Raw genomic sequence first — 20730 nt, forward strand, 5'->3', positions numbered from 1 at the left:
CGCGACCAAAGTTGACAGGGGAAACCCCTACTCCGAGTCCCTGACGAGCAGCGCGATCTGGACCCGGTTGTCCAGCGCCAGGGTGCGCAGGATGCGGGAGACGTAGGTCTTCACGGTCGCGACGCTCATGAACAGCTCGGCCGCGATGTCCGCGTTGGAGCCGCCCCGGGCCACCGCGGCGGCCACCTCACGCTCCCGCGCCCCGAGCAGCTCCAGCTTGGCGCGGGCCTCCCGGCGCTTGTCGGCGGGCCGGTGCAGGTCCGTGACCAGGCCGATCAGGCGGCGGGTGATGGCGGGGGAGAGGACGGCGTCGCCGTCGGCCGCGGCACGGACGGCGTCGACGATCCCCTCCGGCGCGGCGTCCTTGAGCAGGAAACCGCTGGCCCCGGCCCGCAGGGCGCGCAGGACGTGCTCGTCGGCGTCGAACGTGGTGAGGACGACGACGCGGGGCGGGTTCGGCGCCGAGGTGAGCCGCTCGGTGGCGGTCACCCCGTTGCAGCGCGGCATCCGCAGGTCCATCAGCACCACGTCCGGCTTCCCGGCGGCGACGGCCGCGGGCACCTCGTCGCCGTCCGCGGCGTCCCCGACCACGACGATCCGGCGGCCGGGCAGCGCGTGCCCGTCGAGCATGAGGCGCAGGCCGGCGCGGACCATCGCGTCGTCGTCGACCAGCAGGACCCGGATGTCAGGCATCGCTCTCCCACGGCATCGAGGCCCGCAGGTGGTAGCCGCCGTGCATCGGGCCGTGCTGCAGCGTCCCGCCGGTGACGGCCTCCACCCGTTCCGCGAGCCCGATCAGCCCGGTCCCCGACCCCGCCGGGCTCTCCGCGCGACCGGCACCGCTCACCAGCTCGACGACGAGCTCCCCGCCGGGCGCACCGGCCACCGTGACCGTCACGTGCGCACCGGACGCGTGCCGGCGCGCGTTGGTCAGCCCCTCGCGCACCACGCGATAGGCGGTGCGCGCCAACGGATCCGGGGGGTCCGGGCAGCGCCGGTCCAGCGTCACGGTCATGCCCGCGTGCCGGGCCAGGGCGACGAGCTCGGTGACCGCGTCGAGGTTCTCGCGCCGGGCGTCGATGCCCCCGAGCTCGCCCACCGGCTCGCGCAGCACCAGGACGATCTTGCGGAGGTCCCGCATGGCCTCGTGGGTGGCGGAGCGCAGCACGGCGGCGGTGGAGCGGACGGTGTCCGGGGCGAGGTCCTCGCGCAGCTCCAGGGCGCCGGCGTGCACCGACAGCAGGGAGAGGCGGTGGCCGAGGACGTCGTGCATCTCGCCGGCGATCCGCCGTCGCTCGTCGAGCCGCACCCGCTGCGCGCGCTCCGCCTGCTCGGCCTCGGCCCGCTCGGCGCGCTCGCGCAGCCCGGCGACCATCCGCCGTTGGGTACCGACGAACAGGCCGAAACCCAGCGACGTCAGCAACATCCCGATCGACCCGACCAGCAGCGTCAGCCGCGCGCCGACGTCCGGGACGCGGACGGTCAGGGTGTAGCCGGAAACGGCGAGCGCCAGCACTGTGACCAGCACGATCTGGTTGCGCCGCAGCCCGCGTGCGACGGTGAAGACCCCGATCAGCGGCAGGTAGGTGGCGAAGAGTGACACGGCGCCGATCGCGACCGCCGTCAGGCCGAACGCGAAGCGGGCCCGGCGCCGCGCGTACACGGCGGCGAACCCGAGGATCCCGATCGCCAGCGACACCCAGTCCCACGCGCCCCACGGGCCGGGCTGGCGCAGCACCGTGATCAGGCCCGAGCCGCCGCCGACGAGCACGAGCAGGGTGCTGATCACCAGCTCGCGGCCCGGATGAGAGGGCGCCGAGGTCACCCGCCAACCCTAGGCGCCCCCGCGCCGACCGCCGTCGACTTTCCGACCAAAGTCGATCGGTCTCGCCCGAAGGATGAGCCCTCACAGTGTGAGCTGCTCGGGGCTGAGGGCCTCGTAACCGATGGGGCACCGGGGAGTAACAGCCGTCGCCGAACCTGGATCCCGATGACCGCCACACACTGCCCCTACTGCTCGCTGCAGTGCGGGATCGAGCTGGAGACCCGCGCCGGCGCCGTCACGGCGCTGACCGGCCTGGAGAGCTTCCCGACCAACCGCGGTGGCCTGTGCCGCAAGGGTTCCACGGCCCTGGAGCTGCTCGCCCATCCCGAGCGGCTCACCTCACCGCTGCTGCGGGTGGGAGACGAGCTGGTGCCCGTCGACTGGGACACCGCGCTCGACCGGGTGGCCGCGGAGATCCGCCGCGTGCAGGAGCGGTACGGGCCTGATGCGGTGGGCTGCTTCGGCGGCGGCGGGCTGACGAACGAGAAGGCCTACCAGTTCGGGAAGTTCGCGCGGGTGGCGCTGCGCTCCGCCTCCATCGACTACAACGGCCGCTTCTGCATGAGCTCCGCCGCGGCGGCCGCGACCCGGTCCTTCGGCATCGACCGCGGGCTCCCGTTCCCCCTGCCGGACATCGCGGAGGCGGACGTCCTGCTGCTCGTCGGGAGCAACCCCGCGGACACCATGCCGCCGGCGATGCGGTGGTTCGAGGCGGGCCGCGAGCGCGGGGCCGAGCACATCGTCGTCGACCCGCGGTACACGGCGACCGCCGCGGCCGCGCACCGGCACCTGCAGCCCGTCCCCGGCACGGACCTCGCCCTGGCCAACGGCCTGCTGCACATCGCGATCGCGGACGGCCTGGTGGACGAGGAGTACGTCCGCACCCGGACCACGGGTTTCGACGAGGTGCGCCGCGCCGTCCGGGCGGACTGGCCGGACCGCGTGGAACGGACGACGGGGGTCCCGGTGGCGGCGTTGCGCGCCACCGTGCACGCCCTCGCGTCCGCCGGGCAGGCCATGATCCTCACCGCCCGCGGCGCCGAGCAGCACGCCGACGGCACCGACACCGTCACGGCCTGGATCAACCTGGCGCTCGCGCTCGGCCTGCAGGGCCGCCCGGGCTCCGGCTGGGCCACGGTGACCGGCCAGGGCAACGGGCAGGGCGGGCGCGAGCACGGGCAGAAGGCCGACCAGCTGCCCGGCTACCGCAAGCTGGCGGACCCGGCGGCGCGGGCGCACGTCGCCGGGGTGTGGGGGGTCGACCCGGACTCCCTGCCACAGCCCGGGGTGAGCGCCTACGAGCTGCTCGACTCACTCGGGACCGACGTGAAGATGCTGCTGCTCGGGGCGTCGAACCCGGTGGTCTCCGCCCCGAACGCCGCGCACGTCCGGCGGCGGATGGAGTCGCTGGACTTCCTGGTGGTGACCGACTTCTTCCTGTCCGAGTCGGCCCGGATGGCCGACGTCGTGTTCCCCACCACGCAGTTCGCGGAGGAGGAGGGCACGCTGACCAACCTGGAGGGCCGGGTGCTGCGCCGCCGCAAGGCCGTCGAGCCGCCGGCCGGGGTGCGCAGCGAGCTGGAGATCTGGCACGCGCTCGCCGCCCGCCTGGGCCGCGGCGAGTTCTTCCCGACGGAGCCGCGCGAGGTCTACGACGAGCTGCGCCGCGCCAGCGCGGGCGGGCCCGCGGACTACGCCGGCATCTCCTGGGAGCGGCTCGACGCGGGCGAGGAGCTGTTCTGGCCCTGCCCCTCCGACGACCATCCGGGCACGCCGAGGCTGTTCGCGGAGCTCTTCGCGCACCCGGACGGGAAGGCCCGGTTCATGGCGGTGACGCCGCGCGGGGTCACCGAGCGCACGGACGTCACCTACCCGTTCCTGCTGACCACCGGCCGGTCGCGGGCGCACTACCAGTCCGGCACCCAGACCCGTCGCAGCCCGACGCTCGCCGCCGCCGAACCCGAGGCCCTCGCCGAGGTGCACCCCGACCTGGCCCGCCTGCTCGGGCTCACCGACGGCGACCTGGTCCGGCTGACCACCCGCCGCGCGTCCGCCGAGGTGCGGATCCGCTGCACCCGGACGATCCGCCGGGACACCGTCTTCGTCCCCTTCCACTGGCCGGGCGTCAACGACCTGACCAGCGCCCGTCTCGACCCGACGTCCCGGATGCCGGAGTTCAAGGCGTGCGCGGTGGCCGTCTCCCGGGTCCCGGCGCCGCTGTCGACCCCGCAGGAGGTGCCCGCGTGAAGGAACAGCTCGTCGTCGTCGGGAACGGCATGGCCGGAGGGCGGGTCGTGGAGGAGGTCCTCGCCCGCGGCGGCGCGGACCGCTACGACATCACGGTCTTCGGCGCCGAGCCCTACGGCAACTACAACCGGATCATGCTCTCGCACGTCCTGGCCGGCGAGGACGTCTCCGAGATCTACCTCAACCCGCTCGACTGGTACGCGGCATCGGGCGTGGCCCTGCACGCCGGGGTGCGGGTCGTCCGCATCGACCGCTCCTCGCAGAAGGTCTTCGCGGACGACGGGCAGGCCGTCGCGTACGACGCCCTGGTCCTCGCGACCGGCAGCCGCACGTTCTTCCCGCCGATGGACGGCATGTGGCTCGACGACCGCACGCTCATCCCGGGCGTCTTCGGCTTCCGGACCCTCGACGACACCGTCGCGATGATCGACTACGCGCGGGAGCGCTCCAGCGCGGTCGTGGTCGGCGGCGGGCTGCTGGGGCTGGAGGCGGCCTACGGCCTGCGACAGCACGGGTTGGACGTGCACGTGGTCCAGGGCGGGCCGGTGCTGATGAGCCAGCAGCTCGACTCCCCGGCGGGGGCGGTGCTGCGCGGCGTGCTGGAGAAGAAGGTCGGGCTGCACGTGCACACCGGGCGGCGCCCCGCGGCGATCCGGTCGACGGGCTCGGTGACGGGCGTCCTGCTCGACGGCGGCGGCACGATCGACGCGGAGATGGTCGTGGTGACGGCGGGGGTGCGGCCGAACGTGGGCCTCGGCGTCGCGTCCGGGCTGACGGTGGAGCGGGCGATCGTCGTCGACGACCGGATGCGGTCGGTCGACGATCCCGCGATCTCCGTGGTCGGTGAGTGCGCGCAGCACCGCGGCGAGGTGTACGGGCTGGTCGCGCCGCTGTGGGAGCAGGCCGCGGTGCTGGCCGACGTGCTGACCGGCGCGGACGCGATCTACACCGGATCGCGGACCGTCACGAAGCTCAAGGTCGCCGGCGTCGACGTCACACAGATGGGTCTGCGGGGTCCCGAGAGCGAGGACGACGAGCTCGTCCAGTACTCCGAGCCGCGCCGGGGCGTCCACACGTCCCTCGTGATCCGCGACGACATGCTGGTGGGGGCCACGCTGGTCGGGGACACGACGCAGGTCGCCGCCCTGACCCAGGCGTTCGACCGGCGCCTGCCGCTGCCGGAGAACCGCGCCGAGCTGCTGTTCCCGCAGGCCGGGCAGCCGGCGGCGGTGAGTGCCGCGGACCTGGACCCCTCGACGCAGGTGTGCACGTGCAGCGGGGTGACGAAGGAGGCGATCTGCGACGCGGTGGCGGCCGGGGCGGGCACCGCGGCCGGGGTGATGGACGCGACGCGGGCCGGCAAGGGCTGCGGCTCGTGCAAGTCGCTCGTCGCCCGGATCGTGGAGTGGGCGGGGACCCCGGCCGAGGGGTGCGCGCGGTGCGACCTGGTGGCGGTCGGGGGCTGACCCGCCGGTCCGGGGGGCCTCGCGGTCAGAGCGCCCGGAACGAGGCGAGCGCCATGGCGCGCAGCAGCGCGGCCACCTCCTCGGGTGCGGCGCGCGAGCCGCTGTGGGGGGTGGAGTTGAGCAGGCCGAAGGTCGCGTGGGCCGCGGTGCGGGCCCGTTCCGCGTCGAGTCCGGGGTGCAGGCGCTGCAGCGTGTCCACCCAGATCTCGACGTAGGTGCGCTGCAGCCGGCGGACCCGGCGGCGGTCCGCGTCGGGCAGGTTGTCGAGGTCCCGGTCCTGCACGACGATCAGCTCCGGCTCGCGCAGCGCGAAGGCGACGTGGAAGTCCACGAGGGCCTCCAGGACCTCGCGCGGGCTCCCCGCGGAGCCGGCCGCCCGCTCCCGTCCCCCCGCCTCGAGCCGCTCGCTGATGTCCACGAGCAGCTCCGCGAGCAGGGCCTCCTTGCCGGGGAAGTGCCGGTACAGGGCCGGCCCGCTGATCCCGACGGCGGCGCCGAGCTCGGCGATGCTGACCCCGTGGAAGCCGTGCTTGGCGAAGAGCGCCGCGGCGGTCGCGAGGATCTGTTCGCGGCGCGAGCCGACCCGGGGGACCGTCATGCCGCCAGGGTAACCCGGCCTGTTAACGACTGCTAACAGCGCGTTTTCAGCCTGGGTTCAGGGGCGGGTCCGTATCCTCGGGTCCATGACCCGGCCTCTCAGGTGGCTGCGCGCCCGCCTGGGCGTGCGCGTGGCGTCCGCGCTGGCCGCGGCCGTCACGGTGGCCGTCGTGCTGGTGATCGCGGGCGCGGGCCTGGTGCTGGGGCTCGACGCGCTGCTGAAGATGCAGCTGCAGAACACCGCCGTCCAGCAGGCCACCCAGCTCGGGGAACGGATCGCCGCGAACTTCGCGGGCGAGGCGGACGTCAAGCGCAACGCCGTGGTCGCGACCGGCAAGCGGTCCGACTACGTCGAGGTCCTCACCGACTACAACGAGGACCCGGACCAGCCGCCGGACATCCAGAACATCGGGTCGTCGGACCCGCTCCCGGCCTCCCCGCTCCTCGCGGACGTCCTGGCCGACCCGGACGAGGTCAAGGTCGTCGACTCCACCTGGATCACCCTGGACGAGGGCAAGCGGGCCGAGGTGATGATCATCGCCAAGGGCTTCGAGTTCCCCCCGACCGGGCAGCACTTCACCGTGCTGGCCGCGCAGCCGGTCGACTTCCTGCACCGCGCCGTCCAGACCGTGATGGTCATGGTCGTGATCGGCGTCCCCGTCCTCGTGCTGCTCGTCGGCGGGGCGACCTACCTCTTCGCGGGGCGGGCGCTGCGCCCGATCGAGGCGATGCGGGCGCGCGTCGCCCGCCTCACGGACCGCGACCTCGGCCAACGCGTCCCGGTGCCGCCCGCGCAGGACGAGGTCGGGCGCCTCGCCGAGACGATGAACCAGATGCTGGCGAGGCTGGAGGGCGCCCAGACCACCCAGCGCCGGTTCGTGGCCGACGCCAGCCACGAGCTCCGCAGCCCGCTGGCGACGATCGCCTCGGGCCTGGAGCTGCTCGCCGGCAGCGTCGACGACGCGGACCGCCAGACCGTCGGGACACTGCGGGGCGAGATGTCCCGGCTGCACCGGCTGATCGACGGCCTGCTGTTGCTCGCCCGTTCCGACGAGCGCGGCCTGCAGCCCAACCGCGAGGACGTCGACCTCGACGAGATCGTCGAGAGCGAGCGGGGCCGCCCGTCGTCGATCGGGGAGGCGGTCACGGAGGTCCGGGCGGTACCGGTGCGGGTCCTGGGGGACCGCGCGCAGCTGATCCGGGCCGTGCGGAACCTGGTCGACAACGCGCACCGGCACGCCCGCTCGCGGGTGCTCGTCACCCTGGCGGCCGAGGGGCCGTGGGCGGTCGTCGACGTGGAGGACGACGGGCCGGGTGTCCCGGTCGCGGACCGCGCCCGCGTCTTCGAGCGGTTCGTGCGCCTCGACGAGGCCCGTGCCCGGTCCGACGGCGGCGCGGGCCTCGGGCTGGCGATCGTCAGCGAGATCGTGGCCGTCCACGACGGGAGCGTCGAGGTGGGCGACTCGACACTCGGCGGGGCGGCCTTCCGGCTCCGGATCCCGCTCGTCGAGGCCGGCGTCGACGAGAGCGACGTCGACGAGGGCGACGGTGCGGAGCCGCAGGTGCTGCTCGACGACCGCCCGCCCGGCTTCCGCGGCGCCGCGGAGGCCCCGGCCGAGGTCGCGGAGGACCCGGCGGAAAGCCCCACCGAAGACCCTGCCGAGGACGCTGCCGGAGACCCGGTCACCGCCCCGATCCCGATCCCGGTCGCGCACGCCACCGAGCCGGTGCCGCGGCCCTCGCCGCGACCGCGCGCCCGCCCGGCGCCGCGGGAGGAGATGCTCCGCAGCTTCCGGCCCGTCCCGATCCGGCTCGGCGACGCGCCGTCGCCGGCGGACGTCAACCCGACCGGCCCGATCCCGACGGTGACGCCCCGTCGGTGACCGAGGTCGTCCGGTAGCCGACGCCGCGCAGCGTCTCGATGGTCTGGGTGCCGAAGGGTGCGTCGATCTTCTTGCGCAGGTAGCCGACGTACACCTCGACGACGTTGACCTCGCCCTCGTAGTGGGCGTCCCACACCGCGCGCAGGATGTCCGTCTTGGTCACGACCTCGCCGGCGTGCCGCATCAGGTGTTCGAGCACGCCGAACTCGCGGGGGGTCAGCGTGATCTCGGTGCCGCCGCGGTGCACGCGGTGCCGCGCGGGATCGAGCTGCAGGTCGCCCACCTCGAGGACGGTCGGGCGGGCGTCGCCGGCGCGGCGCTGCAGGGCGCGCAGCCGGGCGAGGAGGACGACGAACGAGAACGGCTTGGTGAGGTAGTCGTCCGCGCCGAGGTCGAAGGCGTCCGCCTCGTCGTACTCGCCGTCCTTCGCGGTCAGCATCAGCACCGGGGTCCACACGCCGGCGGAGCGCAGCCGCTGCAGGATGCGGTAGCCGGACAGGCCCGGCAGCATGATGTCGAGGATCACGACGTCGAACCCACCGGCCGTGGCCGCCTCCAGGCCGGACGGGCCGTCGTGCCGGACGTCGACGGTGTGACCCTCGCGGGCGAGGCCGCGCCGCACCATCTCGGCCAGCGGGCGTTCGTCCTCCACGAGCAGCAGTCGCACCGCGCCAGTCTGACGGGTTCGCCTGTGAGGATCCTGAAGGGCTGGCGCCGGACGTTAACAATCGCTAACATGTTAACGATTGCTAACAGGGAGGGCCCATGCAGCGGACCACTGCAGCGCCGGTGCTGCGCAGCACGATCGACCCCGGGGACGAGCAGGCCGCCCGCAACGCGGAGTCGCACCGGTCGCTGGTCGCGGACCTGAACTCCCAGCTCGCCACGGCCCGGCTCGGCGGCCCCGAGCGGTCGCGGGCGCGGCACGTGGAGCGGGGCAAGATGCTGCCGCGCGACCGGGTGGACTCGCTGGTGGACCCGGGTTCGCCGTTCCTGGAGCTCTCCCCGCTGGCCGCCCACGGTCTCTACGACGGGGACGCGCCGGGCGCCGGGATGATCACCGGGGTGGGTCGGGTGTCGGGCCGCGAGTGCGTGATCGTGGCCAACGACGCCACGGTCAAGGGCGGCACCTACTACCCGATGACCGTCAAGAAGCACCTGCGGGCGCAGGAGGTGGCGCTGCACAACCGCCTGCCGTGTGTCTACCTGGTGGACTCCGGCGGCGCGTTCCTGCCGCGGCAGGACGAGGTGTTCCCGGACCGGGAGCACTTCGGGCGGATCTTCTACAACCAGGCCACGATGTCCGGCCTCGGGATCCCGCAGATCGCCGCCGTGCTCGGCTCGTGCACCGCGGGCGGGGCGTACGTCCCGGCGATGTCGGACGAGGCGGTGATCGTGAAGAACCAGGGCACGATCTTCCTCGGCGGCCCGCCGCTGGTGAAGGCCGCGACCGGGGAGGTCGTCACGGCCGAGGAGCTGGGCGGCGGGGACCTGCACTCGAAGGTCTCCGGGGTCACCGACCACCTCGCGAACGACGACGCGGACGCGCTGCGCCGGGTCCGCGCGATCGTCGCGACCCTCGGCCCGCGCGTGGCGCCGCCGTGGGAGCGCCGGCCGACCATCGAGCCCGTGGTGGACCCGTCCGAGCTCTACGGCGCGGTGCCGACGGACTCGAAGGTCCCGTACGACGTGCGGGAGGTCATCGCCCGGATCGTGGACGGCTCCGAGTTCGGTGAGTTCAAGTCCGAGTACGGGACGACGCTGGTCACCGGGTTCGCGCACATCCACGGCCATCCGGTGGGGATCATCGCGAACAACGGGATCCTGTTCTCCGAGTCCGCGCTCAAGGGCGCGCACTTCATCGAGCTGTGCGACCAGCGGGGTATCCCGCTGGTGTTCCTGCAGAACATCTCCGGGTTCATGGTCGGAGCTGCGTACGAGGCCGGCGGGATCGCGAAGAACGGCGCCAAGCTGGTGACGGCGGTGGCATCGACCCGGGTGCCGAAGCTGACCGTGGTGATCGGGGGCTCGTTCGGCGCGGGGAACTACGCCATGTGCGGGCGGGCGTACTCGCCGCGGTTCCTGTTCATGTGGCCCAACGCGCGGATCTCGGTCATGGGCGGGGAGCAGGCGGCCATGGTGCTCGGCAGCGTGGGAAACACCGACGAGGACGCGATCCGGGCCCAGTACGAGTCGCAGGGCCATCCCTACTACTCCACGGCCCGGCTGTGGGACGACGGCGTGATCGACCCCGCCGACACCCGCACCGTCCTGGGCCTGTCCCTGTCCGTAGCCGCGAACGCCCCCTTGGCCGACAAGGCCTTCGGCGTCTTCCGAATGTGAGCGCCTCCGTGATGAGCGAACGGCCCGTTGGTTCATACCTAGTGAGCGAGAGTGCCGTTCGCTCATGCTCCGGGGAGGGGCGCTGATGTTCTCGACCGTGCTCGTGGCCAACCGCGGGGAGATCGCGGTGCGGGTGATCCGTACCCTGCGCTCGCTCGGGATCCGTTCCGTGGCCGTCTATTCGGACGCCGATGCGGGCGCCCCGCACGTGGTCGCGGCCGACGTGGCGGTGCGGCTGGGCCCGGCCGCCGCCTCGGAGTCCTACCTGTCGATCGAGAAGGTGATCGAGGCCGCGAAGGCCACCGGCGCCGAGGCGATCCACCCCGGCTACGGCTTCCTCTCGGAGAACACTGCCTTCGCCGCGGCCTGCGAGAAGGCCGGCATCACCTTCGTCGGGCCGCCCGCGAGCGCGATCGAGGCGATGGGCGACAAGATCCGCGCCAAGCAGACCGTCGCCAAGGCCGGCGTGCCGGTCGTCCCCGGCTCGGACGGGTCCGGGCTCTCGGACGAGGAGCTGGGCCTCGCCGTCGAGCAGGTCGGGTATCCGGTGCTGCTCAAGCCGTCGGCCGGGGGCGGCGGGAAGGGCATGGTCGAGGTCCACCGCGCCGACGACCTCGCCGAGGCGATCGCCGGTGCCCGACGGGTGGCGCGCGGCTCGTTCGGCGACGACACCCTGCTCGTCGAGCGGCTCGTGACCACCCCACGCCACATCGAGATCCAGGTGCTGGCCGACGCGCACGGCGGCGTGATCCACCTCGGCGAGCGCGAGTGCTCGCTGCAGCGCCGGCACCAGAAGATCGTCGAGGAGGCGCCGTCGCCGCTGCTCACGCCGGAGCAGCGCGAGGCCATGGGTCGGGCGGCGTGCGACGCCGCGCGTTCCTGCGGTTACGAGGGCGCCGGGACCGTCGAGTTCATCGTCGGGTCCGACCGGCCGGACGAGTTCTTCTTCATGGAGATGAACACCCGGCTGCAGGTCGAGCACCCCGTCACCGAGGAGGTCACCGGGCTGGACCTGGTCGAGCTGCAGCTGCGGGTGGCGGCCGGCGAGCCGCTGCCGCTCACCCAGGCGGACGTGGCGCTGCGCGGGCACGCGATCGAGGTACGGGTCTACGCCGAGGACCCCGCCGCCGGGTTCCTCCCCACCGGCGGGCGCGTCCTGGCCTGGGAGCCGCCGACCACGGTGCGCGTCGACGCCGGCATCGCCGAGGGCGGCACCGTCGGCTCGGACTACGACCCGATGCTCGCCAAGGTCATCGCCCACGGCGCGGACCGGGACGAGGCGATCCGCCGCCTCGACGCCGCCCTCGGGCGGACCGTCCTGCTCGGCCTGGGCTCCAACATCGGCTTCCTGCGCGCCCTGCTCGCGGACCCGGACGTCCGCGCCGGGAACCTGGACACGGGCCTGGTCGGGCGCAAGCTCGACGAGCTGACCGCCCAGGACCTCCCGTCGGACGTCCTCGGCGCGGCCACCGGAGTCGCCCTCCTGGACCTCGAACCGGCCGGGGACCTCGTCGACCCCTTCGACATCCCCGGCGGCTGGCGCCTCGGCGAGGACGCCTGGACCACCCGCACCCTCGTCGTCTCCGGCCACGACCCCGTCGAGGTCCGCACCCGCGGCCGCGCGGCGAACGCCGAGCTGCTGATCGGTGAGGAGCGTGTCCGCACGTCGACCGCGGTGAGCGGCACCGTCTCCCACTCACAGGGCGGGACCACCAGGGGTTACGCCACCGCGCGGGCGCAGGACGGGACCCTGTGGATCGCCCGCGACGGGCAGGCGTGGGCGGTGCGTGAGCAGGAGGCACTGGACGCGTCGGCCCAGGCGGACGGCGCGGGCGGGCCGGTGCTCTCGCCGATGCCCGGCACCGTGACCGTGGTCGAGGTCACCGAGGGACAGCAGGTCACGGCCGGGCAGCGGCTCGTCGTGGTCGAGGCCATGAAGATGGAGCACGTGCTCACCGCGCCGGTCGACGGCACGGTCCGCGAGCTGCGGGCGCGCTCCGGCGGGACGGTCGCGAAGGACGCCGTGCTGCTGATCGTCGAGGGAGAAGCAGATGGATCTTGAGCTGTCCGAGGAGCACGCGGCGCTGCGGGCGACCGTCGAGGAGTTCGCGCAGAAGGAGGTCGCCCCGGTCGTCGGGGACTTCTACGAGCGCGGCGAGTTCCCCTACGAGCTGGTGGCCAAGATGGGCGCGATGGGCCTGTTCGGCCTGCCGTTCCCCGAGGAGCACGGCGGCATGGGCGGGGACTACTTCGCGCTCTGCCTCGCCCTGGAGGAGCTCGCGCGGGTCGACTCGTCCGTCGCGATCACGCTCGAGGCCGGCGTCGGCCTCGGTGCCATGCCCGTGTACCGCTTCGGCACCGACGAGCAGAAGGCGACGTGGCTGCCCGCGCTCGCGGCCGGCGAGAAGCTCGGCGCCTTCGGGCTGACGGAGTCCGGCGGCGGCTCGGACGCCGGCGCCACCCGCACCACCGCGAAGCGCGACGGCGACGAGTGGGTGATCAACGGGTCGAAGTGCTTCATCACCAACTCCGGCACAGACATCACCGCCCTGGTCACCGTCACCGCGCGGACACCCGACGGCGGCATCTCGGCGATCATCGTCCCCTCCGGCACCCCCGGGTTCACGGTCAGCGAGAAGTACTCGAAGGTCGGCTGGAACGCCTCGGACACCCGGGAGCTGTTCTTCGACGACGTCCGCGTGCCCGCCGCGAACCTGCTCGGCGAGCAGGGCCGGGGCTACGCACAGTTCCTGTCCATCCTCGACGAGGGCCGGATCGCCATCGCGGCGCTCGGCGTCGGGCTGGCGCAGGGCTGCGTCGACGAGGCGGTGAAGTACGCGCACGATCGGGAGGCCTTCGGCCACCCGATCGGCTCCTACCAGGCGATCCAGTTCAAGATCGCCGACATGGAGGTGCGCGCCCACACCGCCCGGCTGGCCTACTACGCGGCGGCGGCGAAGATGCTGCGCGGCGAGCCCTTCAAGAAGGAGGCCGCGATCGCGAAGCTGGTGTCCTCCAACGCCGCCATGGACAACGCCCGCGACGCCACCCAGGTCTTCGGCGGCTACGGCTTCATGAACGAGTACCCGGTCGGCCGCTTCTACCGGGACGCCAAGATCCTCGAGATCGGGGAGGGCACGTCGGAGGTTCAGCGCATGCTCATCGCCCGGCACCTGGGACTCCGGTAGGTTCGCCAGCGCCGGACCCGGATCAGCCGGGGCCGACGGGGGAGGAGCCGACGTGGCCAGCTGGGACGATCTCGTCGCCTATGTGCGGGTGCGCTACGAGATCATGCGCTCGACCGACACCGAGCTCTGGTTCAACCTGCCGACCACGGAGGAGCGCACCCAGCTCGTCGTGGTCCGCAGCGTGACGGGGGCGGACGAGGGTCCGTGGGCGCAGATCACCTCGCCGGTGGGCAAGCTCGGCGATCTCGACCTGGTCACCCTGCTCACGAAGGCCGGCGAGTCGGTGATCGGCGGCGTCGTCGCGGTCGACGAGGTGGTGCTGTTCAAGCACTCGATCCCGCTGCACGCGGACGAGCTGCCGATGTTCGACAAGCCGTTCCAGCTCGTCGTCAAGGTGGCGGACGAGCTGGAGGAGCTCCTCACGGGCCGGGACGACCACTAGTCCGTTCGTCACACACCGTGAACGACTAGACGGGCGAAGGCTCCAGGGCCTGCTCGACGACGATCCGGAGGCGGGCCAGCAACTGGTCCGCCTCCGCCCAGGTCAGCGCCCCGGTGGCCACGCCACCCCGGAGCTCGTCGGCCACCGACCGCGCGAAGCGCGTCGCCCACTCCTGCCGCTGCATCCCGTCACCCATAGTCAGATTGTGGGCCATGCCACAGATCACCCCCGATCCGGGGGTCCCGTGTGCCTCACCGTTCACATCGGCCCCTTCGGTGGGCGCGGAGATGAACAATCAGGGCCATCCGGGTGATGGGCGGGTGGCTCAGCGTGTCGGAGCGAGCGCGAGCCCGGGGACCGCGCTGATCGTGCGCAGCGCGGTGAGAGTGGGATGTCCCTGCGCCAGCAGCGCGATGTCCGTGCCCTCGGCCGGGCGCTCGTCGGGATCACTGATCGTGGTGCGCAGGGTGCCGGGGCTGCCCTCGGGGCCGGCGGTGTGCGCCACCCGGACCTGGACCGCCCCGAAGTCCGCCAGCTCCGCCTCGCGCAGCGGCTTCAGCTCCGCGGCGGGCAGGTCCGGCACGTTGAGCGAGAGCGCGGTGCCGCGCGGGCTCGCGAGCAGCACCTCGAACACCTCCGGCAGCATCGCCCGCACGCTGTCCCAGTGCGCCCCGTCGCGGCCGCGCAGCCCGCAGTCCAGCGAGGTCGCCAGCGCCGGCAGCCCGTGCAGGGCGGCCGTGAGCGCGGCGCCGACCGTCCCGGAGTGCAGCACGACGTGCCCGACGTTCGCCCCGATGTTGGTGCCGGACAGGACGATCTCCGGCGGCGGGTCGAACCAGCCCTCGACGGCCGCGTGCACGATGAACGCCGGATGGCCCTCGACCGCGTAGGCCGGCACGTCGAGCTCGGGCCGGACCTGCGGGTGGACCTTCACCGCACCGGACTCGGCGACGGCGAACACCGACGCCCCGACGCCCGTCGAGTCCACGTGCGGGGCGGCGACGGTGACCTCGAACCCCGCGTCGAGCGCGCCGCGGGCCAGCGCCCACAGCCCGGGGGAGCCGATGCCGTCGTCGTTGGTGATCAGCGCGCGCACTAGTTGAGGTTAGCCAACAGCCCCTTCGCGGCTCGTCGCAGAACCTCGGCCTCCTCGGCCGACGGGGAGCCGGAGCGCAGGTAGGCGGCGATGAGCCGGGCGCCCTCGTCCCAGCGGGCCCGGGTGGCGAGCACCTCGCCCAGCTCGACGAGTGCGGGCGGATCGGCGCGCAGCGCGAGGCGCATCCGCAGCACCCACTCGCGGTCCTCGGCGCCACCGCGGGTGCGGTAGACGCCGCGGAGGTTCTCCAGCATCCGGACCAGCACCTCCCGGGTGGACGTGCGCGGCAGCAGGTGCCGGCCGAAGGGGGCACGGGAGCCGGTGCTCGCCCGGAACCGGGCCTCGCACTCGGCGAGACCGAGGCGCCGGCCGCCGTCGAAGACGTCGAGATGGTGCTCCGTGCCGGCGACCCGGACCAGGAAGTGCCCCGGCATCCCGACGCCCTCCAGGCCGATCCCGGCGCGGCGGCCCACCTCGATCGCGACGACGGCGAGCGTGATCGGGATGCCGGTGCGCCGGGTCAGCACCTCGGGGAGCAGCGAGTTGCGCGGATCGGCGTAGTCCGCGGAGTTCCCGGTGAAGCCCTCGTCGACGAAGAGCCGGCGGACCAGGTCGTCGACAGAGCCGATCCCCGCGGCGAGCCGGTCGAGCTCGGCCAGCCACGGCGCGGGATCGAGGCCGGGGTCCGCGCCGGCGGCGATGGCGAGCGCGGCCACGTCGAGCGGCGGTTCGGGGGCCGTCACGAGCGCCACGAACCGGGCCACCGGCCCGTCGTCCACCGGGTCAGCCCGCCTCGACGGTCAGCCGCACGATGGTGCCGGTGTCGTCGCTCCACACCTGCAGGACGTCGGCCAGCTCGGAGGCGAGCCACAGGCCGCGCCCGCGTTCGCCCGACGGCGACGGCGCCACCATCCCCGGGAACGGCACGCCCATCCGCCCGACGTCGTAGACCTCGGCCACGAACCCGTCCGCGGTCGACCACATCCGCAGCCGGCCCAGGCCCGGGCCGTGCTCCACGCTGTTGGTCGCGATCTCGTTGACCGCCAGCACGAGGTCCGCCACGTGCTCGGGATCGAGCCCGGCCGCGGTCGACGTCTCCGCGACGAGGTGGCGGAGCGCCGGTAGGGCGGCCGTGTCGAAGGTCCGGTCCACCAGGGGGACGCCGAGATCGGGCGGGGGCGGCGGCGGGTACTGGGCGACCAGCTGCGCCGGATCGCGCAGGTCGCCGGAGGGCTCGCTGCGCCCGTCGACCCGCAGCACCGGGTGCGTCGCCCGCACCAGGTCGAGATCGGCGTCCGCGCGGCAGGGGCACAGCATCGTGATGGGCAGGCCCTCGAGCGCGACGTTGAGCGCGGCGTCGAGCCGGATCCAGTGCGCCGCGTCGATCCCGGGCAGGGCCATGTGCTGGGCGACGACGGTGGTGCGCTGCTCGGGCCGGGCCGCGCGGCGGCTGAGCCGGGCCCAGCGGGTGGCCACGGTGAAGGCCGGGAGCCGGTGCACCGCAACGGGATCGAGGAACTCCACCGCGTCCGTGGCCGAGCCGATGGCGGCCGTCAGAGCCGCGCGGTTGTCCTCGTCGAGCACAGCGATGACGGGCTCGCCGGCCGCCAGGGCCGCGCTCACCGGACCGGCCAGCTCCGCGGCCAGGCCGCGGGGATCGGCGAACGGCACGCCCTCGTGGACCATGCCGCCCGGACGGCCGGTCATGGCCCGCCACCCCGGACCCGGGTGGCCTCACCCGTTCTCACGGTGGTCATTCACCCCGTCCCGAACACTCTCGTGCGCCCGGCCGCACGATAGTGCGCGCCGAGCCGTCACGCCGAACGGAGCAACCCCCGTCGCGCTCCGTGGCGGGTCTCCTCCGTGCGGCGGCGAGGAGCGCGACCGAGGCGGCGGATGCCCGGTCGGGCGAATCCGGCACGCATTGACCCGGAAGCGTGCCGGATACGGCCCCGTCGGGTGACCCGGCCTCCCCGGGAGCGGGAACCGCCGGGAGCGCCTGTGACGTGGGCGACCTCGATGCCCACGGTCGTGTGGCGTGACCCTCCGCCCTCGTCACTGCCTGCAGTCCCCGCCCCGGCCCCACGGCGCCGCACGTCGAACCCCGGTCCTCGACAGGTCGTTGTCCGCCGGGGTCAACGAGAAGGAGGCGCCCATGTCAGCGGACGTCTCCGGGGCCTCCCGGCCGCCCGATCCCGGCGCTGCCGCCGTCCACCTCCTGGACGCAGGGGGTGCACACGCTGTGTTGCGCCGCCCCGAGAAGGTCGACCTGCCCGCCTCCGTGGGCTGGGGCGTGCTCGTGCTTCCCGTGTACGGCGCCGAGCCCGAGCTGAGCATCGAGTTCGGCGACCCGGAGGAGTCCGGGACCACCACCGGCGCGGTCGCGGGTCCCCGCTGGCTCGCCTGCGCCGATCTGCGCCGGGTCCGGCACGACGTCGTCGCGGTTCGCGGCCTGCTGCGCGGTGGCACGGCGCTGCTGGAGGGTCCGGGCGACCCCGCCGCGATCCCGCCGGACGGCAGCGCGCACCGGATCCAGGGGGTGTTCCGGATGCGTCCGCTGCCGGGCCGGCGGATCCAGGTCCGGCTCGTCGCGGCCGTCGTCCCGACCGGTCCGGTGGAGCCCCGCCCGGGCGGGCCCGCGCGGCTCGAGATCGAGGGCACCTTCGCGCGCTGAGCGCGTGACCACACCTCACCCGTCGCGGGCCTCCCGGTGTGGCAGGGTGACGACGAGACAGCCTGCGCGACGAGAGGTGGACGATGCGCGTCTTCAACGGGGTGGACGAGTTCCGCGAGCAGAAGGGGACGCAGATCGGCGTCTCCGAGTGGCTGACGGTCGAGCAGAAGCACATCGACCAGTTCGCGGAGTCCACCGGGGACCACCAGTGGATCCACGTCGACGCGGAGAAGGCGGCCGCCGGCCCGTTCGGGAAGACGATCGCGCACGGCTTCCTCACGCTCTCGCTGCTGCCCGTCCTCGCGCAGACCGCGTACCGGATCGAGAACGTCCGGATGGGCATCAACTACGGCCTCAACAAGGTCCGTTTCACCTCGCCGGTGCCGGTGGACAGCCGGGTCCGGGGCGTGTTCGAGCTGGCCGAGGCCGAGGACCAGAAAGACGGCGGGGTCCAGCTGACCCTGAAGGTGACCGTCGAGCTCGAGGGCTCGGAACGGCCCGCGCTCGTGGCGGAGTGGCTCACCCGCCAGTACGTCTGAGAGGCCGGCCCCATGCGTGATGCGGTCATCTGCGAGCCCCTGCGGACGCCGGTGGGCGGGTTCGGCGGCGTCCTGCGGGACGTGCCGGCGCACGTGCTGGCCGCCACGGTGATCAGGGCCGTGGTCGAGCGGTCCGGGCTGCCCCCCGAGTCGGTCGACGACGTGCTGCTCGGCAACTGCTACCCGACGATGGACGCCCCGGCGATCGGCCGCGTCGCCGCGCTCGACGCCGGGCTGCCGATCACCGCCTCGGGGCTGCAGATCGACCGCCGTTGCGGGTCGGGGCTGCAGGCCGTGCTGTTCGCCGCGATGCAGGTGCAGACCGGGGTCAGCGAGGTCGTGCTGGCCGGCGGCGCGGAGTCGATGTCCAACGCGCCCTTCTACTCCACCGCCATGCGCTGGGGTGCCAAGGCCGGGCCCGGCGTGCTGCTGCACGACGCGCTGGCCCGCGGCCGCGTGACCGCAGGCGGGGAGAACTTCCCCGTGCCAGGCGGCATGATCGAGACCGCCGAGAACCTCCGCGCGGAGTACGGGATCTCCCGCGCCGAGCAGGACGCCTACGCGGTGCGCTCGCACCGGCGGGCGGCCGCGGCGCAGGCCTCCGGGGTGTTCGCCGAGGAGATCGTGCCGGTCACCGTGCCGGGCCGGAAGGGCTCCGCCGACGGCACGGTCGTCGACTCCGACGAGCACATCCGGCCGGACGCGAACGTGGAGAAGCTGTCCACCCTGCGCCCGATCATGGGCAAGCAGGACCCGGACGCCACCGTGACCGCCGGGAACGCGTCGGGGCAGAACGACGGCGCCTCGATCTGCATCGTCACGTCGCCGGAGAAGGCCGCCGAGCTCGGGCTGCGGCCGCTCGCGAAGCTCGTCTCGTGGGGCCTGGGCGGGGTCGCGCCGAAGACGATGGGCATCGGCCCGGTCCCGGCCGTCGCCAAGGCCCTCGACGCCGCCGAGGTGGCGCTCAAGGACGTCGACCTGATCGAGCTGAACGAGGCCTTCGCCGCGCAGGTCCTGGCCTGCACGCGCGAGTGGGGCTTCGCGGAGAGCGACTTCGACCGGACCAACGTCCACGGCTCGGGGATCTCGCTGGGCCACCCCGTCGGGGCGACCGGCGGCCGGATCCTGGCCACGATGACCCGGGAGATGGTGCGCCGCGACGCCCGGTACGGGCTGGAGACGATGTGCATCGGCGGCGGCCAGGGCCTCGCCGCCCTGTTCGAACGCGTCTGACGGCGGCTCCGGTGGCGGACGCGGCCACGCACGAGGCGGACGAGCTCGGCAGCCAGCTCGTGCGGCTCATCCGGCTGGTGGACCGGGCGCAGGCCGACCACCCGGACGCGGTCGAGCGCTCGGCGTACCTGCTGCTCGTCCACCTGGTGAAGGACGGGCCGCGGCGGCCCTCCGCGCTCGCGGAGGCCGTGCACTCGGACCCGTCCACGGTGTCCCGGCAGGTCGCGCAGCTGGTGAAGCTGGGCTACGTGACCCGCACCCCGGACCCGGAGGACGGGCGGGCCTCGTTGTTCGCGGCCACGGACGAGGGCCGCCGGGTGTTCGAGGAGAACCGGAGGCACCGCACCGAACGCATCCGCTCGATGCTGGCGGACTGGCAGCCGGACGAGCGCACCGCGCTCGTCCGGCTGCTGGGCCGCTTCACCACCGCGCTCGAGGAGCAGTGGATCCGGCCCTAGGAAGCGTCGGACGGACCACCGCCGGCCGACACTCCCTAGTGCTCCGGGGTCTCGCCGGCCTCGATCGCGGCGGCCTCGGCGGCGAGCCGCTCCTGCTCCCGCCGGTACGAGTTGTTGATCTCGCGCTCGGCGTCGGCGCGGCCGACCCACGAGGCGCCCTCGACGCTCTTGCCCGGCTCGAGGGTCTTGTAGATCTCGAAGAAGTGCTGGATCTCCGCCCGGTCGAACTCGGGCAGGTGGTGGATGTCGCGCAGGTGCTCCTGGCGCGGGTCGTCCGCCGGGACGCAGAGGACCTTGTCGTCCCCGCCCTTCTCGTCCTTCATGCGGAACATGCCGATCGCGCGCGAGCGGATCAGGCAGCCGGGGAAGGTGGGCTCCTGGACGAGCACCAGCGCATCCAGCGGGTCCCCGTCCTCACCGAGGGTGTTCTCGATGAAGCCGTAGTCCGCCGGGTACTGGGTGGCGGTGAAGAGCGTCCGGTCGAGACGGAGCCGGCCGCTCTTGTGGTCCACCTCGTACTTGTTCCGGCCGCCCTTGGGGATCTCGATGAGAACGTCGAAGTCCACTGGTGCTCCTCAGTGCTGGGTCGCAGTCGGTCTGCGCTGTCGGTACGGGGGCCGTGACGGTCGGTGAACCGGCCCCGCGGGCTACCTCTAGTGTGGGGGACCGCGTCCGGCCGGTCGTGACCGGCCGGTCCTGGTGGACCGGGCGGCCGGACCGTCCCGCACATCACGAGGGA

20 protein-coding genes are annotated in these 20730 nt (G+C 73.6%); 11 read left to right on the forward strand and 9 right to left on the reverse strand.

Going from position 1 to position 20730, the window contains the following annotated elements:
• Positions 1-27: 27 nt before the first annotated feature.
• Both ABD324_RS08950 and ABD324_RS08955 read right to left on the reverse strand, forming a co-directional pair.
• Entirely contained in the window at positions 28-693 is a 666-nt protein-coding gene (locus ABD324_RS08950) for a response regulator transcription factor (protein ID WP_344414448.1), read from the reverse strand.
• Entirely contained in the window at positions 686-1825 is a 1140-nt protein-coding gene (locus ABD324_RS08955; RefSeq protein WP_344414450.1) for a sensor histidine kinase, read from the reverse strand. Before ABD324_RS08955 ends, ABD324_RS08950 begins: the two co-directional genes overlap by 8 nt.
• Positions 1826-1990: 165 nt before the next feature.
• Here ABD324_RS08955 and ABD324_RS08960 point away from each other — a divergent pair, with 165 nt between their 5' ends.
• Both ABD324_RS08960 and ABD324_RS08965 read left to right on the forward strand, forming a co-directional pair.
• On the forward strand, positions 1991-4072 hold the full coding sequence (locus ABD324_RS08960; protein ID WP_344414452.1) for a molybdopterin oxidoreductase family protein: 2082 nt from the start codon (positions 1991-1993) through the stop codon (positions 4070-4072).
• The gene (locus tag ABD324_RS08965; protein WP_344414454.1) at positions 4069-5538 is read left to right on the forward strand and encodes an FAD-dependent oxidoreductase; all 1470 of its coding nucleotides are present in this window, start codon (positions 4069-4071) and stop codon (positions 5536-5538) included. Before ABD324_RS08960 ends, ABD324_RS08965 begins: the two co-directional genes overlap by 4 nt.
• A gap of 25 nt (positions 5539-5563) precedes the next feature.
• Here the strand turns inward: ABD324_RS08965 and ABD324_RS08970 are convergent, their stop codons facing one another.
• Positions 5564-6136: an SACE_7040 family transcriptional regulator gene (locus tag ABD324_RS08970; protein WP_344414456.1), complete on the reverse strand. Its 573-nt coding sequence runs from the start codon at positions 6134-6136 to the stop codon at positions 5564-5566.
• Between the two features lie 85 nt (positions 6137-6221).
• Between ABD324_RS08970 and ABD324_RS08975 the strand changes: the two genes are divergently transcribed.
• Positions 6222-8018 (forward strand): sensor histidine kinase, encoded by a 1797-nt coding sequence (locus ABD324_RS08975; RefSeq protein ID WP_344414458.1) that lies wholly within the window; start codon positions 6222-6224, stop codon positions 8016-8018.
• Here the strand turns inward: ABD324_RS08975 and ABD324_RS08980 are convergent.
• Positions 7975-8685, reverse strand: coding sequence for a response regulator transcription factor (locus ABD324_RS08980; protein WP_344414460.1), 711 nt, complete (start codon positions 8683-8685; stop codon positions 7975-7977). The genes ABD324_RS08975 and ABD324_RS08980 overlap by 44 nt on opposite strands.
• A gap of 98 nt (positions 8686-8783) precedes the next feature.
• Here ABD324_RS08980 and ABD324_RS08985 point away from each other — a divergent pair, with 98 nt between their 5' ends.
• The 4 genes from ABD324_RS08985 to ABD324_RS09000 all read left to right on the forward strand — a co-directional run bounded on the left by ABD324_RS08985 (position 8784) and on the right by ABD324_RS09000 (position 13991).
• Entirely contained in the window at positions 8784-10361 is a 1578-nt protein-coding gene (locus tag ABD324_RS08985) for a carboxyl transferase domain-containing protein (protein ID WP_344414462.1), read from the forward strand.
• 85 nt (positions 10362-10446) lie between these two features.
• The gene (locus tag ABD324_RS08990; RefSeq protein ID WP_344416302.1) at positions 10447-12423 is read left to right on the forward strand and encodes an ATP-binding protein; all 1977 of its coding nucleotides are present in this window, start codon (positions 10447-10449) and stop codon (positions 12421-12423) included.
• Complete coding sequence (locus ABD324_RS08995) at positions 12413-13549, forward strand: acyl-CoA dehydrogenase family protein (RefSeq protein ID WP_344414464.1); 1137 nt, start codon at positions 12413-12415, stop codon at positions 13547-13549. The genes ABD324_RS08990 and ABD324_RS08995 overlap by 11 nt, the downstream gene beginning before the upstream one ends.
• 52 nt (positions 13550-13601) lie before the next feature.
• The gene (locus ABD324_RS09000) at positions 13602-13991 is read left to right on the forward strand and encodes a hypothetical protein (RefSeq protein ID WP_344414466.1); all 390 of its coding nucleotides are present in this window, start codon (positions 13602-13604) and stop codon (positions 13989-13991) included.
• Positions 13992-14016: 25 nt separating this feature from the next.
• Here the strand turns inward: ABD324_RS09000 and ABD324_RS09005 are convergent, their stop codons facing one another.
• From ABD324_RS09005 to ABD324_RS09020, 4 genes are all read right to left on the reverse strand, one after another.
• The gene (locus tag ABD324_RS09005; RefSeq protein WP_344414469.1) at positions 14017-14187 is read right to left on the reverse strand and encodes a hypothetical protein; all 171 of its coding nucleotides are present in this window, start codon (positions 14185-14187) and stop codon (positions 14017-14019) included.
• 129 nt (positions 14188-14316) lie between these two features.
• A complete protein-coding gene (surE, locus tag ABD324_RS09010) occupies positions 14317-15087 on the reverse strand; it encodes a 5'/3'-nucleotidase SurE (protein ID WP_344414471.1) in 771 nt (256 codons plus the stop codon).
• The gene (locus ABD324_RS09015) at positions 15087-15866 is read right to left on the reverse strand and encodes a transglutaminase family protein (RefSeq protein ID WP_344414473.1); all 780 of its coding nucleotides are present in this window, start codon (positions 15864-15866) and stop codon (positions 15087-15089) included. The genes surE and ABD324_RS09015 overlap by 1 nt, the downstream gene beginning before the upstream one ends.
• A gap of 4 nt (positions 15867-15870) precedes the next feature.
• On the reverse strand, positions 15871-16794 hold the full coding sequence (locus ABD324_RS09020; RefSeq protein WP_344414475.1) for an ATP-binding protein: 924 nt from the start codon (positions 16792-16794) through the stop codon (positions 15871-15873).
• Between the two features lie 448 nt (positions 16795-17242).
• Between ABD324_RS09020 and ABD324_RS09025 the strand changes: the two genes are divergently transcribed.
• The 4 genes from ABD324_RS09025 (at position 17243) to ABD324_RS09040 (ending at position 19991) form a co-directional block, all read left to right on the forward strand.
• On the forward strand, positions 17243-17761 hold the full coding sequence (locus ABD324_RS09025) for a hypothetical protein (protein WP_344414477.1): 519 nt from the start codon (positions 17243-17245) through the stop codon (positions 17759-17761).
• Positions 17762-17844: 83 nt separating this feature from the next.
• Positions 17845-18300, forward strand: coding sequence for a MaoC family dehydratase (locus tag ABD324_RS09030; protein WP_344414479.1), 456 nt, complete (start codon positions 17845-17847; stop codon positions 18298-18300).
• Positions 18301-18312: 12 nt separating this feature from the next.
• The gene (locus tag ABD324_RS09035) at positions 18313-19533 is read left to right on the forward strand and encodes an acetyl-CoA C-acetyltransferase (RefSeq protein ID WP_344414482.1); all 1221 of its coding nucleotides are present in this window, start codon (positions 18313-18315) and stop codon (positions 19531-19533) included.
• Positions 19534-19544: 11 nt separating this feature from the next.
• Positions 19545-19991, forward strand: coding sequence for a MarR family winged helix-turn-helix transcriptional regulator (locus ABD324_RS09040; RefSeq protein WP_344414484.1), 447 nt, complete (start codon positions 19545-19547; stop codon positions 19989-19991).
• A gap of 35 nt (positions 19992-20026) precedes the next feature.
• Here the strand turns inward: ABD324_RS09040 and ABD324_RS09045 are convergent, their stop codons facing one another.
• Positions 20027-20557 carry an inorganic diphosphatase gene (locus tag ABD324_RS09045; protein ID WP_344414486.1) on the reverse strand — a complete coding sequence of 177 codons (531 nt, stop codon included), beginning with the start codon at positions 20555-20557 and terminating at the stop codon, positions 20027-20029.
• Positions 20558-20730 lie beyond the last annotated feature (173 nt).

The sequence above is a fragment of the Pseudonocardia ailaonensis genome, from assembly GCF_039531635.1.
GTDB classification, from domain to species: domain Bacteria; phylum Actinomycetota; class Actinomycetes; order Mycobacteriales; family Pseudonocardiaceae; genus Pseudonocardia; species Pseudonocardia ailaonensis.

Coding starts and splice junctions, on each gene's coding strand:
- ABD324_RS08950 (WP_344414448.1), bottom strand. CDS start 693: ATGCCTGACATCCGGGTCCTGCTGGTCGACGACGACGCGATGGTCCGC.
- ABD324_RS08960 (WP_344414452.1), top strand. CDS start 1,991: ATGACCGCCACACACTGCCCCTACTGCTCGCTGCAGTGCGGGATCGAG.
- ABD324_RS08970 (WP_344414456.1), bottom strand. CDS start 6,136: ATGACGGTCCCCCGGGTCGGCTCGCGCCGCGAACAGATCCTCGCGACC.
- ABD324_RS08975 (WP_344414458.1), top strand. CDS start 6,222: ATGACCCGGCCTCTCAGGTGGCTGCGCGCCCGCCTGGGCGTGCGCGTG.
- ABD324_RS08985 (WP_344414462.1), top strand. CDS start 8,784: ATGCAGCGGACCACTGCAGCGCCGGTGCTGCGCAGCACGATCGACCCC.
- ABD324_RS08990 (WP_344416302.1), top strand. CDS start 10,447: ATGTTCTCGACCGTGCTCGTGGCCAACCGCGGGGAGATCGCGGTGCGG.
- ABD324_RS08995 (WP_344414464.1), top strand. CDS start 12,413: ATGGATCTTGAGCTGTCCGAGGAGCACGCGGCGCTGCGGGCGACCGTC.
- ABD324_RS09005 (WP_344414469.1), bottom strand. CDS start 14,187: ATGGGTGACGGGATGCAGCGGCAGGAGTGGGCGACGCGCTTCGCGCGG.
- ABD324_RS09020 (WP_344414475.1), bottom strand. CDS start 16,794: ATGACCGGCCGTCCGGGCGGCATGGTCCACGAGGGCGTGCCGTTCGCC.
- ABD324_RS09025 (WP_344414477.1), top strand. CDS start 17,243: ATGTCAGCGGACGTCTCCGGGGCCTCCCGGCCGCCCGATCCCGGCGCT.
- ABD324_RS09030 (WP_344414479.1), top strand. CDS start 17,845: ATGCGCGTCTTCAACGGGGTGGACGAGTTCCGCGAGCAGAAGGGGACG.
- ABD324_RS09035 (WP_344414482.1), top strand. CDS start 18,313: ATGCGTGATGCGGTCATCTGCGAGCCCCTGCGGACGCCGGTGGGCGGG.